This is a genomic window from Streptomyces sp. NPDC052023, from assembly GCF_044548465.1.
In the GTDB taxonomy this organism is placed as follows: Bacteria; Actinomycetota; Actinomycetes; order Streptomycetales; family Streptomycetaceae; genus Streptomyces.
In genome coordinates this window covers 258,789-273,544 of the sequence record NZ_JBIUBW010000005.1, presented here as the reverse complement: position 1 = coordinate 273,544, position 14,756 = coordinate 258,789, and the positions used below count along the sequence as shown (strand labels likewise).

The window sequence follows — 14,756 nt, the reverse complement described above, 5'->3', positions numbered from 1 at the left end:
CCCGGGCGAGCCGGCGGCTCAGGCCGCCGGCTCGGGGGTGTGCACCGTGATCCGGGCTCCGGGGCTGAACTTCTCCAGCAGCGCCGCGAGTTCGGCGGCCGCCTGCTCGGCCTCGGCGACCGGCATCGGAGCCATCGTCTCCAGCAGGAAGATGCCCGAGACGGTCGCCTCGGTGAGCCGGGTCCGCGGGCCCTGGCGCCAGTTCCAGCGACGGCAGGTCACTCCCGCGTCGTCACGCCACACCACCTCGCCCGGATCGGGGTGGTCGACGGCCTCCGCGCCGTCGGCGGCGGTGACGAAGTCCTCCTCGCCGGTGGCCCGCACGAGTCGCATCCCGCCCTGGACCCGGTGGATGTCCTCGCCGCCGACGGGGATCAGACGGGCGACGCTGACGGCGTTGTAGACATCCACGAGAACGTTGATCCGCGGCAGACCGGCGTCCGTGAGGGCTCTTCTGGCCAGCGCCTCGGCGGAGTTACGGGTGCGCGACGGCTTCGAGCCGAACGCCGTGTAGACCTCGCGCCAGGCGGCCATGTGCGGATCCTCGTGCGGGGCGCGCCCGTCCAGGCGTACGGCGAGCCGACGGGCCGCCTCGTCGAGGAGCGCCGCACTGGCGTCGGTGCTGGGTCCGTTGACGAGTCCGTGCGCCTCGACGGCGACATGGGTGAAGCCGGGTGCGAGGGCACGTACCTCGTCGGACACGGTCAGCGTGAGAGTCATGGTCCTTGCCTCAGAGTGCGGTGGGGAGGTGCCGCCAGAGGTACGGCCGGTCGGGCGCGGCCTTGAGCGCCGCCAGTACCGCTGGATGCGGTGCAGCATACAGGACTGGATAGTCCATCTCATTGGACTTCAGGTCGGGCGTGAAGGCCAGACGCTCACCATCCAGAGAGAACTGCGCGTCCACGCCGGGTTTGTTGCCGCGCGGGTCCTGCCGATGCCACGCACCCCGGAAGCGCACGGCGACCAGCCCGTGCACCACGTCGAACCGCTGGTAGCACAGAGCGGCCGGGATGCCCTCGGCCCGCAGCAGCGCGGCCAGCGCGTGGGCCTTGGCGTGACAGATGCCCGTGCCCTGCTCCAGGACGCCGGAAGCGCGCCAGGTGACACGGAGGTCGCCGGCGTCCTGGGAGTGCGTCACGGTGTCACGCACGAACTCGAACGCCCTCCGCGCATAGTCATACGAGTCAGCAGCCGAGGTGGCGAGCCGGGCAGCCGTGTCCCGCACCCGCGGATGGTCGTGGTCGACGGCCTCGTCGGCGCCAAGGTACGCGGAAAGGTGAGGTGTTTCCTGGATCAGCTCCATGCCCGCAGAGCATAGAAATGCGATCACCCGAGCGTCAATGACTTTTCAGGTGACCGCATACCTATGCACAAGAGCCGCGCGTCCTACCGCGCCATCTCCCCCTTGAGCGCCGCGAGGAACGCGTCCACGTCCTCCTGCGTGGTGTCGAAGGAGCACATCCAGCGCACATCGCCGGCGGCCTCGTCCCAGAAGTAGAAGCGGAAGCGCTTCTGCAGGCGCTCGCTCACATCGTGCGGCAGCCGCGCGAAGACCGCGTTGGCCTGCACCGGGTAGAGCAGTTCCACGCCGTGCACGGACCGGACACCCTCGGCGAGCCGCTGGGCCATCTCGTTGGAGTGCCGGGCGTTGCGCAGCCACAGGTCCCTGGCGAGCAGGGCCTCCAACTGCACCGACACGAAACGCATCTTGGAGGCCAGCTGCATCGACAGCTTGCGCAGATGCTTCATGTGGCTGACGGCGTCCTGGTCGATCACCACGACCGCCTCGCCGAACAGGGCGCCGTTCTTGGTGCCGCCCAGGGAGAGGATGTCGACGCCGGCCGCGTTGGTGAACGTCCGCATCGGCACGTCCAGGGAGGCCGCGGCGTTGGCGATCCGGGAGCCGTCCAGGTGCACCTTCATCCCGTGGGCGTGGGCGTGCTCGCAGATCGCGCGGATCTCGTCGGGTGTGTAGACGGTGCCCAGCTCGGTGGCCTGGGCTATGGAGACGACCTGCGGCATCGCACGGTGCTCGTCGTCCCACCCCCAGGCCTGCCGGTCGATCAGCTCGGGGGTGAGCTTGCCGTCCGGCGTGGGCACGGTGAGCAGCTTCAGGCCGCCCATCCGCTCGGGGGCGCCGCCCTCGTCGACGTTGATGTGCGCGCTCTCGGCGCAGATCACCGCGCCCCAGCGGTCGGTGACCGCCTGGAGGGCCACGACGTTGGCGCCGGTGCCGTTGAACACCGGGAACGCCTCGGCCGTGGCACCGAAGTGGCTGCGGACGATGCGCTGGAGATTCTCGGTGTAGTCGTCATCGCCGTACGCGACCTGGTGCCCGCCGTTCGCCACGGTGAGGGCGGCGAGCACCTCCGGATGGACCCCGGCGTAGTTGTCGCTCGCGAAACCGCGGACCTCCGGGTCGTGATGGCGACGCGCGTCGGTCTTCGGTGGGTTCACGGCTTCTCGGTCAGCCACAGACGTTGTCCGTTCACTTCGGCGGCAGGCTTGTCCCAGACGCAGGCGATGGCCTCCGCCAGGTCGCCGACGTCCGTGAAGCCCGCGAACTTCGCGTTGGGGCGGTCGGCGCGCATGGCGTCGTGCACCAGTGCCTTCACCACCAGGATCGCAGCCGCGGCGTTCGGCCCCTGCTCGCCCCCGGCCTTGGCGAAGTAGTCGGCCATGGCCAGGGTCCACGCCTCCGCGGCGGCCTTGGCGGCGGCGTACGCGGCGTTGCCCGCGGTCGGCCTGCTGGCCCCGGCGGCGCTGATCAGGAGGTACCGGCCGCGGGGGCTGCGCTGGAGCGGCTCGTGGAAGGCGAGGGAGGTGTGCTGCACGGTCCGGATGAGCAGCAGCTCCAGCAGGTCCCAGTCGTCGAGCCGGGTCTTGGTGAAGGTCTCGCTGCCGCGCCAGCCGCCGACCAGGTGGACCAGGCCGTCGACGCGCCCGAAGTCCTTCTCGATGCGGTTCGCCCAGTCCTGGGTGGCCTGCAGGTCGAGCAGGTCGACGGTGTCGCCGACGACCGTGGCGCCGCCGTGCGCGTAGCTCGCCGCGTCCACGGCCTCGGCGAGGCGCTCCGGGTCGTTGTCGGAGCCGACGACGGTCGCTCCCGCGTCGGCCAGGCGCTGCAGCGTCGCCCGGCCCGCGGGGCCGCCCGCGCCGGCCACCGCGATCACCGCACCGCTGAGAGCTCCGTTGTGCATGGTCTTCGCCTCCTGAGCAGCGTGTGTGGTGCGGTCGCTCACGCGGCGACCTGCTCGGCGGGGTCCGCCGTGATGCCCTTGGTCGAGGCAATCACGTTCCTGAGCTTCTTGGACAGCGCCTCATAGAACATGCTCAGCGGAAACTCGTCCGGAAGCACGTCATCGACGAGCTTGCGCGGCGGCTGGCTCAGGTCCAGGGCGTCCGGGCCCTTGGCCCACTTGGAACCCGGGTGCGGGGCGAGGTAGGTGGAGACCAGCTCGTATCCGGCGAACCAGTGCACGAGCTTGGGACGGTCGATGCCGTCCCGGTAGAGCTTCTCGATCTCGGCGCAGAGCTGGTTGGTGACCTGCGGAGCGCGCTCCCAGTCGATGGACAGCTTGTTGTCGGTCCAGCGGACGACGTCGTGCTTGTGCAGGTAGGCGAAGAGCAGCTGGCCGCCGAGGCCGTCGTAGTTGCGGACCCGCTCTCCGGTGACCGGGAAGCGGAACATGCGGTCGAACAGCACCGCGTACTGCACGTCGCGGGCCTGCGGGACGCCCTCGCCGGACAGCTTCACGGCCTCCTTGAAGGCGGTGAGGTCGCAGCGCAGCTCCTCCAGGCCGTACATCCAGAACGGCTGGCGCTGCTTGATCATGAACGGGTCGAACGGCAGGTCGCCGTGGCTGTGGGTGCGGTCGTGGACCATGTCCCAGAGCACGAAGGCCTCTTCGCAGCGCTTCTGGTCGTGGACCATGGCGGCGATGTCCTCGGGCAGGTCGAGCCCCAGGAGGCCGACAGCGGCGTCGGTGACCCGGCGGAAGCGGGCGGCCTCGCGGTCGCAGAAGATACCGCCCCAGGAGAACCGTTCCGGCGCCTCGCGCACGGCGATGGTCTCGGGGAAGAGGACGGCGGAGTTGGTGTCGTACCCGGCCGTGAAGTCCTCGAAGGTGATGCCGCAGAACAGCGGGTTGTCGTATCGGGTGCGCTCCAGCTCGGCCAGCCACTCCGGCCAGACCATGCGCAGGACGACCGCTTCGAGGTTGCGGTCGGGGTTGCCGTTCTGCGTGTACATCGGGAAGACGACCAGGTGCTGCAGACCGTCCTGGCGGTTCGCGGCGGGCTGGAAGGCGAGCAGCGAGTCCAGGAAGTCGGGGACCTCGAAGCCCTCGTCGGCCCAGCGGCGCAGGTCCCGCACCAGTGCCTCGTGGTAGGCGGCGTCGTGCGGCAGGAGCGGCGCGAGCGCCTCGACGGCGTCGACGACCCGTCGTACGGCCAGCTCGGCCTGGTCCCGGCCGGGGGCGCCCTCGGCCTCGAAGTCGATCGATCCGTCCTTGGACTGCCATGGCCGGATCTGCTCCACGGCATCCTTGAGCACGGGCCACGCCGGGTGCTCCACCACCCTGACCACAGGAGGAACCTGCCCCTCCGTACCCACCTGCACAAGAATTTCCGTCATGTCCCATCCTCCACGGGAGAACCTCGCGTAAGGAGACCGTATACACACCGAGTTTCACCCAGCAAGGGGAAGCTCGGGAGAATATTCTGCGGCGCCCCCGCCTTCACCGCACTTTTTTCTGTCGGACACGGCGATGGCGAGGACACATGGCCTCGTCGTCACCCTCTGCCCAGAACCGCTCAGGCGATACCTTCCAAGACGGGCCGCGAGGCCTCCACGCCGCTGTCGACGGAAGCGAGTCACACCTTGAACTTCCTCACCATCGGTCACCGCGGAGTCATGGGTGTCGAGCCCGAGAACACCCTCCGGTCCTTCGTCGCAGCTCAGGAGGCCGGTCTGGACGCGATCGAACTCGACCTCCATCTCAGCAAGGACGGCGCCCTCGTCGTGATGCACGACACAGCGGTCGACCGGACGACGGACGGCTCGGGTCCGATCGCCGAGAAGACCCTCGCCGAGCTGCGCACCCTCGACGCGGGCCGGGGCGAGCGGGTCCCGGTGTTCGAGGAGGTCCTGGAGGCGGTGCGGGCGCCGCTCCAGGCAGAGATCAAGGACGTGCGGGCGGCGCGGGCACTGGCCGGAATCATGCGGCAGCGGGACCTCACGGGCCGGGTCGAGGTGTCCTCGTTCCACGACGCGGCCGTCGCCGAGATGACCCGGTTGGTGCCCGGGGTGCGCACCGCCCTGATCGCGAGCCGCTACGGCCCCGACGTCGTGGAGCGTGCCGTCGAGGCCGGTGCGGCGACCGTCTGCCTGAACGTCCGCCGGCTCACGCTGGAGATCGTGGAGCACGCGCGTGAGGCGGGCCTGAGGATCATCGGCTGGGTGGTGAACACGCAGGAGCAGCTGCGTCTCGTACGGGCGCTGGAACTGGACGGCGCGACGACGGACTACCCGGAGATCAAGCGCACCGGCCGGTTCACGGCGTAGGCGCGAGAGTCACGCGAGCTCCTTCACCAGCAGCTCGAACTGCAGGTCGTCGCGTTGCGGGATGCCGAACCGCTCGTCGCCGTACGGGAACGGGGTCATATGGCCCGTACGGCGGTAGCCGCGCCGCTCGTACCAGGCGATGAGGTCGTCGCGTGCGGAGATCACGGTCATGTGCATCTCCCGTGCGCCCCAGCTCTCGCGGACCTGCCGCTCCGCCTCCGCGATGATCACCTTGCCGAGTCCGGAACCCTGCAGGGCGGGGCTGACGGCGAACATGCCGAAGTAGGCGTGGGTGTCCCGGCGCTCCAGCTGGCAGCATGCGACGACGGTGCCGTCGCGCTCCACGGTCAGCAGCCTGCTGTCCGGGGCCTTGATCACGCTCAGTACGCCCTGCGGGTCGGTCCGCTGCCCCTGGAGGATGTCCGCCTCGGTGGTCCACCCCACCCGGCTGGAGTCACCCCGGTAGGCCGACTCGATCAGCGCGACCAGCGTGTCCACATCGGCGTCGGTGGCGTCGCGAAAGGTCAGTCCGTGGACGGCGGCGCTCTCCATGAGGTGTCTCTCCGGTTCTCGGCGCGGCTCGGGCACCGACGAGCCTAACGCTGCCACTAGGCTCCGGGTGCATGGTGCATGTACTGAGCGGACGGATCCTGCTGCGGCCCACCGACCCCGAGCGGTCCCGTGCCTTCTACGGCGAGCAGCTGGGCCTCGCCGTCTACCGCGAGTTCGGGACGGGACCGGAGCGCGGGACGGTCTACTTCCTCGGCGGCGGCCACCTCGAGCTCTCCGGCCGCTCCGAGACCCCGCCGTCCCCGGCCGTCCGGCTGTGGCTCCAGGTCGAGGACGTGTCCGCCGCGCACGACGAACTGCGCGGGAACAACGTGGAGATCGTACGTCCGCCGGTCCGCGAGCCGTGGGGGCTGGTCGAGATGTGGATCGCGGATCCGGACGGCGTGCCGATCGTGCTGGTGGAGGTGCCGGCCGATCATCCGATCAGGTACCGGCCGGGCATCTGACGCCCGGTCACGCCGGGCGGTGCTCCCAGCCGCGGTCCATACGGGTCAGCTCCCGGAAGCCGGCGGCGGTCAGCAGATCGATCGCCGTACGGTCCTCGGCCTCCTCGTACGCCAGGACGCGGTCCGCGCCGCACAGGCGGAGCCAGTCGGCCGCCCGGGCGAGCAGCCGGCGCTCCCAGCCCTCACCCCGGCGGGACGGCTCCACGCACAGGTTCCCGATGTCCGCGAGACCACCGGCCCGGACATGCCGCTCGGGCCGGGCCGGTGCCGTGTCCACCTCGACGAAACCCACGGCGTGCCCGTCGGCGTACGCCGTCCAGCGGGTGCCGCACTCCCCCAGCGTGCGCTCGTACCCGACGCCGGGCGCGGAATCGGGGCGGGGCAGGTCGGCGACGCGGGCGATGAGCAGCACCTCGGTGCGGCCGGTGTGGCGGAACCCGGCGCGTTCGTAGACGGAGCGGACGTGCGGCCAGGGCCGGGGCAGCCCGTACACGCCGGGCGCCGGGAGCGCGCCGTCGGCGTACCGCGCCCGCACCCGCCAACGGGCCAGGCAGGCGAGGCAGGCCTGCATCAGCAGATCGCCGGCCCGCTCGGTGTCCGGCCGGAACGAGGCCCGCGGGGAGCACACGAACCAGCGGATCTCACCCGTGTCGCGGTAGGGCGCGCCCACGCCGGCGTCGGCGCGGTAGCGCAGGAGATGGGCGGCCGCCACGACCGAGTGGCGCTGCTCCGCGACGAGGGTGACCCGGTCGCGCACCCAAGGGTCGGTGATGAACTCGCCGGGCTCCCGCTCCAGCGCGCCGAGCACGGTGTTGACGGAGACGGAGACACCGGGGACGACGGCGGCGGCATGCGCGTTGATCAGTTCGGTGAGCTGGTCACGGTCGTCGCGGAGAAAGGGGCGCACCTGCGGCGCTGACATGTTCGACCTCCGGGCAGGGGTGAGCGTCTGGAGGCCGCCACGCGGTGCGGTACGCGGCTGATCGTACGTCGGAGGCGGCGCCGGGCGCGAGGAGATTGCCGGATGGCCGCCGCCGGTGGCCGGGACTAGCGTGCTGGTGGAGGTCTGCCCTGGGGAAGGACGTCGGATGAAGCTGCACAAGCCGGTTGTCGGCGGTCCCTGCTGGACCGAACTGGGCACGAGTGACATGGCGCAGGCCGAGCGGTTCTACGCCGAGCTGTTCGGCTGGCGCTGCGAGACCGACCCGCGTCAGGAGGCGGGCGGATACACGGTCGCGCACCTGGGAGACGCGGCGGTCGCCGCGCTGACACCGCTGTACCAGGAGGGGCAGCCGGTCGCGTGGACCGTGTCGTTCGCAGTCCGGGACGCCGACGAGACCGCGCAGCAGGTGACGGCCTCCGGCGGGACGGTGGTGATGAACCCGATGGACGTGTTCGACATGGGACGCTTCGCGGTGGCCGCCGATCCGTCCGGCGCCGTGTTCTCGCTGTGGCAGCCACGGGCCTTCGAGGGCGCCGGGGTGTTCAACGCGCCCGGCGCGCTGGGCTGGGTGGAACTGCTCACCCGGGAGCCGGCACGGGCGCGCGACTTCTACACGAACGTCTTCGGGTGGACCGTCAACGCCTCCGAGCACTACACCCAGTGGGGCCTCGCGGGCCAGGACTTCGGCGGCATGATGGTCATGGACGACAAGTTCCCGCACGAGGTGCCCCCGCACTGGCTCCCCTACTTCGCGGTGGACGACGTCGACACCGCCGCCGCGACGGCGACCGGGGCGGGTGGTACGGCCCTGATGGAGCCCACCTCCGTACCCGAGGGTCCGCGGATCGCCGTGCTGCGCGACCCGCAGGGCGCGGTCTTCGGCGTCTATCTCGCGAGCGACGAGGGCTGAGCCGGCGGTCCGCTCACCGCGGCGCGCCCAGGCGCCCTTCCAGCTGGCCGAGCAACTCGCCCAGCAGCGCGGCGAGTTCACCCTGCCGCGGACGGTCGAGTCCGGCCAGTACGGCGCCCTCGTAGGCGAGCTGTTCAGGCAGGACGGCGTCGACGAGGTCGCGTCCGGAGTCGGTGAGACGGACGTGGGCGACACGACGGTCCCGGTCGTCGCCCCGCCGCTCGACCAGTGCGCGTTCGGTGAGCTGCTTGAGGCGTTTGGTGACGGCGGCGCCGGAGGAGAAGGTCTCACGGACCAGTTCGCCGGGGGTCAGCTCGTGCCCGGTGCGGCGCAGCGCGGCGAGCAGGTCGAACTCCGGCCTGCTGAGCCCGGCCCGCCGCAGCGGGGCGTCCTCGGCCTGCTGCAGGAGGGCGGCACAGCGGTTGACCCGGCCGATGATCTCCATGGGGCCGGTGTCGAGACCGGGGTGCACGGCCTGCCACTGATGGACGACGGCGGCGACGGTGTCTCGCCGGCCGCCCGGCCCGGCGCGATCTGCGCCACCTGCGGGATCGGCGTCGGTGGGGGTGGGGTGGGCCGAGGCGCCGGGACGGTCCGCCTCGCCCGCGTCACGCCGCCCCCGCGCATCCGCCCGGTCTCCCCCGTCGGTGCCCCGCCCGTTCGTCCCCGTCATGGCCGTGCGTCCTCCGTCGTCCTGCGCGCGTCCCGGTCCAGGAGCGAGCCCTGGTGTCGTACCGTCGCCGCGAGCGTACGGTGTCCTGCCTGTTCGGCGTCGACGACCCGCTCCTGGGGCAGGGGCCCCCTGCCACCACTCGCCGGACGCGGCGTCGGCGGCGGCGCGCAGGTCGACGAGGGCGGCGGCGGGGCCACGGCGGGCGGCTTCCAGCGCTCCGGCGGCGGGCCGTGACTCGGCCGGCAGGCGGGCGGTGAACCCGCGGGCGCGTTCGGCGGCGGCGAGGGCCTGTTCGAGGCGGGCGCCCGCGCTCCGGTCGGTGACGGCGAGCGCGGCGGCGAAGCCGGCCAGCGCGCCGGCGAAGGTGTCCGCGACTCGCTCAGTGGTCAGCGCGCCGGGATCCTGGAAGCCGGTGAACTCGGTGATGAGCAACGCCATCGGCGTCACGCAGACGCTGCCGAGCCAGTAGTTGCGGCTGATCAGCGCTTCGGCGCCGAAGCTGCAGGCGAGGCAGCACAGCACCAGCGCCGCGGGGCCGAGGTGGGCGGGCGGCGTGAGGGCGGCGAAGACGAGGACGCCGTCGAGGTTGCCGACGACGCGCTGTACGGCCCGGCTCCAGGTGAGGGTGATGTTGACCTGGTACAGCGCGGCGGCGGTGACCAGGGCCCAGTAGGGACGGCCGATCCCGAGGCCCAGGGAGACGTACCCGGCGAGCGCGCATCCCAGAGCGGTGCGGACCGTGATCGGGCCGAGGGCGGCGAGGGTGCGTCCCAACGGCCGGCGGGGCGCCGCGAGTTCCAGGTCGACTCCGAGCAGTTCGCCGGTGCTCGCGTCACCCGTGTGCGGCACGGGACGGTTGCCGCGCAGGTCGCGGGCCCAGGCGCGCAGCCGCGCCGGGTCGGTGCCGCGGGGCGCGGCGAGGGCCACCTCGGCGCGGACGACGAGGGCACGCAGGTCACTCCGGGTCGTCGAGCGTCCGCCCGGGCGGGTCCCCGGGGGGAGCAGCGTCTGCCAGGCGGCCTGCACGGCGGCGGCCGCGGCGGCCCGGGTCCGGGCGTGACCGTCCCCGGTGCCGTGCAGGGCGGCGTACCCGGCGGCGGCGTCCAGGGCCAGCGCGGTGGCGCGGCGTTCCGGGCCGTGCGGGCGGGCGAGGCCCGGTGCCATGCCGACGAGCCAGGCCCACGCGCCGGCGGCGAGGCCCAAGGCCAGATGACCGGGCACCTGGTGGAGGGACTGCGGGGCGAACAGTGCGGCGGAGCTGACGAACGTGAGGACGACGTTGCCGGGCGGGCCGATCCGGGTGGCGTCACACAGCGCCTTCTGCGCGGCGGCCAGGAGGGCTCCGACGGTCACCAGCACCACGCCGTCGCTGGTGAGCGACGCGGTGACCAGGGCGACGGCGAGCCCACCCAGCATGCCGAGCAACAGGTGTTTTACTCGTGAATCATCTCGGCGCATCGCGATGCATTGCGCGGGCCTCGCCCGGGAATCCTCACGACGGAGTGAATGCGCTCCGCCGAACGCCCCCACGTACACCCCTGCGCTCGCGTGCGCGCCGCACGAAACGGGCATCTCTTTCAACCGAGCAACCCTTGACCGACCGTCGAGCGGGGAGGTTCGGGTGCACGGACCGGCCGCGTCGGGCTGGCTGCTGGTCGCGCTGTGCGCGGCGACCGGGGCCTACTGCCTGCTGCGCCTGCGCAGCGGTGTCGAGGAGCAGCGCCGTACCGCGGGCGACGAGGCGCTGATGGGATTCGGGATGGCCGCGATGGCCGTACCGGCGGCGGTGTACACGCCACCGCAGTGGGCCTGGCCGGTCTACGGGGCCGTCTTCGGCGCGGCGGGCCTGCGCGCCCTGTGGGCGGCGCGCGTCGGCAGGCACCACCTGCACCACCTGGTGGGCACCGCGGCCATGGTCTACATGGCATGGGCCATGGCCGTCTCCCCCTCCGCGCACGGCCACGCCCACGGCGGGTCCGGCCTGGCCCCGGTGACCGGCGCGCTCCTGCTCTACTTCACCGGATACGTCCTGCTGAGCGGGGCCCGGCTGATCCCGGTGCCCGCCGCGGCAGGCGGCGCGCCCCCCGCCGGATGGGGCGACCGGCCCGAACTGGCGCAGGCCTGCCGCTTGTCGATGGGCATCGCCATGGTCGCCATGCTCATCACCCTGTGAGGGAAACGTGTCCTGTGTCACTTGCCGACGCAGTCGTACCGCCGAGTAGCCCGCCGCTCATAGGGTGTTCCCATGATGGTCCCCGCGGCACTTCTGCTGCTCGGCGCCCTGACTGCCGTCCTGGCCCCGCGGCTCCTCGCCCGGGCCGACTGGCCGGACCGCGAACCCGTGGTGGCCCTGTGGGTGTGGCAGTGCGTGGTGGCGGGCGTGCTGCTGTGCTGCGCGCTGTCGATGACGCTCAGTGCGGCGGCGGCCTGGCACGCGGTACGCGGCCAGGTGTTCGCCGGGGCACCGAGCGCGGTGGTCGAGGCGTATGCGCTGGGAGTCGCGGTTCCGTGGGCGGCGGCGACCGCGCTGGCGCTCGCGGGCGGCGCGGTGTGGAGCGCCGCGATGCTGGTCCGTGAGGTCGTCCGCGCACGGGCGCTGCGCCACCGGCGGCGGGCCGAGCTCCTGGTCCGCGCGCCGCTGCTGCCGGGCGAGGAACCGGCGGACGGGCGGCTCGTCGTACTGGAGGGTGAGCGGCCGGACGCCTGGTGGCTTCCTGGTGCGCCGCCCCGGCTCGTGGTCACCACCGCCGCGTTGCGCCGACTGAGGGGGCGGCAGCTGGACGCCGTCCTCGCGCATGAGCAGGGGCACGCGCGGGCGCGGCACGACTGGCTGCTGCACTGTTCGGCGGCGCTGGCGGGCGGGTTCCCGCAGGTGCCGGTGTTCGCCGCGTTCCGCGACGAGATGCACCGGCTGGTGGAACTCGCCGCGGACGACGTGGCCTCCCGCCGCTTCGGCCGGCTGACCACCGCCCTGGCGCTGGTGGAACTCAACGAGGACCGGGGTGTGTTCGGTCCCGGTCCGGCCCCGCACGCGCACGTGCCCCAGCGGGTGCACCGTCTGCTGACTCCCCCGGCGCGCCTCACGGCCGCCCGCCGGATGCGTCTGACGGCGGCGGGGGCCCTGGTGCCGGTCGTGCCGGTGCTGGTGACGTTCGTACCGGCACTGCGGGTACTGGGGTAGTCACGGGCGCCGCGGCGCACATGATGATGTCCGCCACGCATCGGCGGCGATATCAGGCCGTCCTGTGTCCCGGCGCCTCAGGACATTGGCCTCCTACCCCAAGAGTTGGTAAAGATCGCACCATGCACCAGCCCGTCGACACCCCGCCCCGTACGTCCGCCCCCCACACGGCCGTCCGTGCCGCGATCGCGCTGGCACTGAGCTCACTGCTGCTCCTCGCCCTGGTCGCATCCGGCTGGCACCCCCTGATCACCCTGGACCGCGAGGTCGCCCGGGTCACCCACGGCTGGGCGGTCGAGGAGCCGGGGCTCACGCAGGCGTGCCGGATCCTCACGGACTGGGTCTGGGATCCCGTGACGATGCGCCTCCTGTGCGCGGCGGTCGTGCTGTGGCTGGTGCTGCGGCGCTCCGCGTGGTGGACGGCTCTGTGGCTGGTGGTCACCGTGGCGGTGACCACAGGCGTGCAGCAGACGATGAAGGCCGCGGTCGGCCGTGAACGGCCCGAGTGGCCCGACCCCGTCGACACGGCTCACTACGCGGCCTTTCCGTCCGGCCACGCCATGACCGCCACGGTGGTCCTGGGTCTGCTGCTGTGGCTGCTGCACCACTACGACGCAGGCCGCCCCCTGTTTCGCACGGTCCTCGCCGTCGCCGTGGTCTCGGTGGCCGGCGTCGGGCTGACCCGCGTGTGGCTGGGGGTGCACTGGCTGACGGACGTGGTCGCGGGCTGGCTGCTCGGGGCGATGGTGGTGGCCCTGGCGGTCGGGGTCCACACGCGCCGGCACCCCTGACCACGGGGCCGGTGGCCCAAGGCTCGTCCGGTACGTGGTCCCCCGCATCCCCGGACGGCGCGGGGCGCCCGCCCCTAGGATCACCGCATGACCGCCGTTCTCTTCGACTTCTCCGGAACCCTCTTCCGCGTCGAGCCCACCGAGGTCTGGCTGCGTGCCGTACTGGCCGAAACCGAAGTAGAGCTCACCGAGCCCGAGTTCACCAAGACCGCGCAGGCCCTTCAGGCGGCGGGCGCGCTGCCCGGCGGCGCGTCCCCGCAGCACGTTCCCGCCGACCTCGCCGAGATGTGGGAGGTCCGTGACCGGACACCCGAGGAGCACCGGGCCGCCTTCACCGGCCTTTCCCGGCAGGTGCCGCTGCCCGACCCCCGACTGCACGACGCGCTCTACGAGCGCCACATGCGACCGGACGCGTGGACGCCGTACCCGGACGCCGCCGAGGTGCTGGGGACGTTGCGCGAACGCGGAATCGCCGTCGGCGTGGTCAGCAACATCGGCTGGGACCTGCGCCCGGTCTTCCGTGCGCACGGCTTGGACGCGTACGTGGACAGGTACGTCCTGTCGTACGAGCACGGCATCCGCAAGCCCGATCCCCGGCTCTTCGAGATCGCCTGCGCCGGCATCGGCGCCGACCCCCGGGAGGTGCTGATGGTCGGTGACGACAGGCGGGCGGACGGCGGCGCCGCGGCGCTGGGCTGCGCGGTGCACTTCGTGGACCATCTGCCGGCCGACCGGCGGCCGGACGGGCTGCGCCCGGTTCTCGGCCTGGTGCGCTGACCTCGCAGAACCACCGCCCACCCCGGACGATCCCCCGCGTCGCCCGGGGCAGGACGGCACCGCCGGAACCGGCCACTCCGTGGGCCGGTCCGGACACCCTGAGTATAGTTGGCTGGCAGCCAGTCAACGCAGGAGTTACAGCATGACCCCCCGTAGCGCCTCGGTCAATGAAGAGTTGCGGCGGCGTTCCCGGGAACGGCTTCTGCAGGCGGCGGTCGAGCTGGTGAGCGAGCGCGGATACGACGCGACGACGCTCGCGGACATCGCGGACCGGGCCGGATCGGCGCGCGGGCTGGTGTCGTACTACTTCCCCGGCAAGCGCCAGCTGGTCCAGTCCGCCGTGCACCGGCTGATGCACCGGACCCTGGAGGAGGCGCTGGAGCGCGAACCGCGCACCGAGGACGGCCGGGAGCGGATGGCGCGGGCCATCGACGCGATCCTGGGGCTGGCCCGGGACCGGACGGTGCTGATGCGCCAGCACATGGCCGGACTGCTGGACACCGAGGGCTTCGTGCAGTGCCCCGAGCAGCAGCGGCTCGCCGAACTGCTGCGGGACACCGTCACCCGGCACGGCTCCCACGACGCCGGGGCCGACTATCCGATGCTGCGCGCGCTGCTGATGGGCTCGGTCTACGCCATGGTGCTGCCGAACGTGGGCATGCCGATCGCGCCCCTGCGCGCCGAGCTGTTCCGGCGCTACGGCCTCGACTGGAAGATGGGTGTCCCGCCGGACACCGGGGCGCCCGGCGGGACGTGCGACGCGGACGTCTCCCGCTTCTTCGCCACCGGGGTGGGGGGGGGGGGCGGGGTGGGGGGGGCCCCCCCCCCCCCCGGCGGGGGGGGGGAGCGGGGGGGGGGGGGGGGCGGGGGGAGGAGGTGGGAGGAGGGAGCGAGCACAG

15 protein-coding genes and 2 pseudogenes are annotated in these 14,756 nt (G+C 72.4%); 8 read left to right on the top strand and 9 right to left on the bottom strand.

Annotated features, from left to right (window positions below; genetic code table 11):
* Positions 1 to 18: 18 nt before the first annotated feature.
* The 5 genes from ACIHCM_RS13920 to ACIHCM_RS13900 all read right to left on the bottom strand — a co-directional run bounded on the left by ACIHCM_RS13920 (position 19) and on the right by ACIHCM_RS13900 (position 4,636).
* The gene (locus tag ACIHCM_RS13920) at positions 19 to 720 is read right to left on the bottom strand and encodes a B3/4 domain-containing protein (protein WP_399894100.1); all 702 of its coding nucleotides are present in this window, start codon (positions 718 to 720) and stop codon (positions 19 to 21) included.
* A 10-nt stretch (positions 721 to 730) separates the two neighbouring features.
* Complete coding sequence (locus tag ACIHCM_RS13915; protein ID WP_399894097.1) at positions 731 to 1,303, bottom strand: transglutaminase domain-containing protein; 573 nt, start codon at positions 1,301 to 1,303, stop codon at positions 731 to 733.
* Positions 1,304 to 1,386: 83 nt separating this feature from the next.
* Positions 1,387 to 2,457 (bottom strand): threonine aldolase family protein, encoded by a 1,071-nt coding sequence (locus ACIHCM_RS13910; protein WP_399894094.1) that lies wholly within the window; start codon positions 2,455 to 2,457, stop codon positions 1,387 to 1,389.
* Complete coding sequence (locus ACIHCM_RS13905) at positions 2,454 to 3,200, bottom strand: SDR family NAD(P)-dependent oxidoreductase (protein ID WP_399894622.1); 747 nt, start codon at positions 3,198 to 3,200, stop codon at positions 2,454 to 2,456. Before ACIHCM_RS13905 ends, ACIHCM_RS13910 begins: the two co-directional genes overlap by 4 nt.
* Before the next feature lie 38 nt (positions 3,201 to 3,238).
* The gene (locus ACIHCM_RS13900) at positions 3,239 to 4,636 is read right to left on the bottom strand and encodes a DUF6421 family protein (RefSeq protein WP_399894091.1); all 1,398 of its coding nucleotides are present in this window, start codon (positions 4,634 to 4,636) and stop codon (positions 3,239 to 3,241) included.
* A gap of 246 nt (positions 4,637 to 4,882) precedes the next feature.
* On the opposite strand from ACIHCM_RS13900, the gene ACIHCM_RS13895 reads away from it, so the two are divergent.
* Entirely contained in the window at positions 4,883 to 5,566 is a 684-nt protein-coding gene (locus tag ACIHCM_RS13895; RefSeq protein ID WP_399894088.1) for a glycerophosphodiester phosphodiesterase, read from the top strand.
* A gap of 9 nt (positions 5,567 to 5,575) precedes the next feature.
* Here ACIHCM_RS13895 and ACIHCM_RS13890 read toward each other — a convergent pair whose 3' ends face one another.
* Positions 5,576 to 6,118 (bottom strand): GNAT family N-acetyltransferase, encoded by a 543-nt coding sequence (locus tag ACIHCM_RS13890; RefSeq protein ID WP_399894085.1) that lies wholly within the window; start codon positions 6,116 to 6,118, stop codon positions 5,576 to 5,578.
* A 71-nt stretch (positions 6,119 to 6,189) separates the two neighbouring features.
* On the opposite strand from ACIHCM_RS13890, the gene ACIHCM_RS13885 reads away from it, so the two are divergent.
* A complete protein-coding gene (locus ACIHCM_RS13885; RefSeq protein WP_399894082.1) occupies positions 6,190 to 6,582 on the top strand; it encodes a VOC family protein in 393 nt (130 codons plus the stop codon).
* Between the two features lie 7 nt (positions 6,583 to 6,589).
* On the opposite strand, the gene ACIHCM_RS13880 is transcribed toward ACIHCM_RS13885, so the two are convergent.
* The gene (locus ACIHCM_RS13880; protein WP_399894079.1) at positions 6,590 to 7,504 is read right to left on the bottom strand and encodes a GNAT family N-acetyltransferase; all 915 of its coding nucleotides are present in this window, start codon (positions 7,502 to 7,504) and stop codon (positions 6,590 to 6,592) included.
* Between the two features lie 166 nt (positions 7,505 to 7,670).
* Between ACIHCM_RS13880 and ACIHCM_RS13875 the strand changes: the two genes are divergently transcribed.
* Entirely contained in the window at positions 7,671 to 8,435 is a 765-nt protein-coding gene (locus ACIHCM_RS13875; RefSeq protein ID WP_399894075.1) for a VOC family protein, read from the top strand.
* 13 nt (positions 8,436 to 8,448) lie between these two features.
* On the opposite strand, the gene ACIHCM_RS13870 is transcribed toward ACIHCM_RS13875, so the two are convergent.
* Together ACIHCM_RS13870 and ACIHCM_RS13865 are read right to left on the bottom strand one after the other, a co-directional pair.
* Complete coding sequence (locus tag ACIHCM_RS13870; protein ID WP_399894072.1) at positions 8,449 to 9,108, bottom strand: MarR family winged helix-turn-helix transcriptional regulator; 660 nt, start codon at positions 9,106 to 9,108, stop codon at positions 8,449 to 8,451.
* A pseudogene (locus ACIHCM_RS13865) lies at positions 9,105 to 10,536 on the bottom strand (FUSC family protein); the annotation flags it as partial. The pseudogene ACIHCM_RS13865 and the gene ACIHCM_RS13870, both read right to left, overlap by 4 nt.
* Positions 10,537 to 10,729: 193 nt before the next feature.
* Between ACIHCM_RS13865 and ACIHCM_RS13860 the strand changes: the two are divergent.
* From ACIHCM_RS13860 to ACIHCM_RS13840, 5 genes and pseudogenes are all read left to right on the top strand, one after another.
* Entirely contained in the window at positions 10,730 to 11,281 is a 552-nt protein-coding gene (locus tag ACIHCM_RS13860) for a DUF5134 domain-containing protein (RefSeq protein ID WP_399894070.1), read from the top strand.
* A 72-nt stretch (positions 11,282 to 11,353) separates the two neighbouring features.
* Positions 11,354 to 12,289, top strand: coding sequence for a M56 family metallopeptidase (locus ACIHCM_RS13855; protein WP_399894067.1), 936 nt, complete (start codon positions 11,354 to 11,356; stop codon positions 12,287 to 12,289).
* A 122-nt stretch (positions 12,290 to 12,411) separates the two neighbouring features.
* Positions 12,412 to 13,080: a phosphatase PAP2 family protein gene (locus tag ACIHCM_RS13850; protein WP_399894064.1), complete on the top strand. Its 669-nt coding sequence runs from the start codon at positions 12,412 to 12,414 to the stop codon at positions 13,078 to 13,080.
* Positions 13,081 to 13,167: 87 nt separating this feature from the next.
* Entirely contained in the window at positions 13,168 to 13,857 is a 690-nt protein-coding gene (locus tag ACIHCM_RS13845) for an HAD family hydrolase (protein ID WP_399894061.1), read from the top strand.
* A gap of 142 nt (positions 13,858 to 13,999) precedes the next feature.
* Positions 14,000 to 14,659 (top strand): annotated as a pseudogene (locus ACIHCM_RS13840) (TetR/AcrR family transcriptional regulator); the annotation flags it as partial.
* Positions 14,660 to 14,756 lie beyond the last annotated feature (97 nt).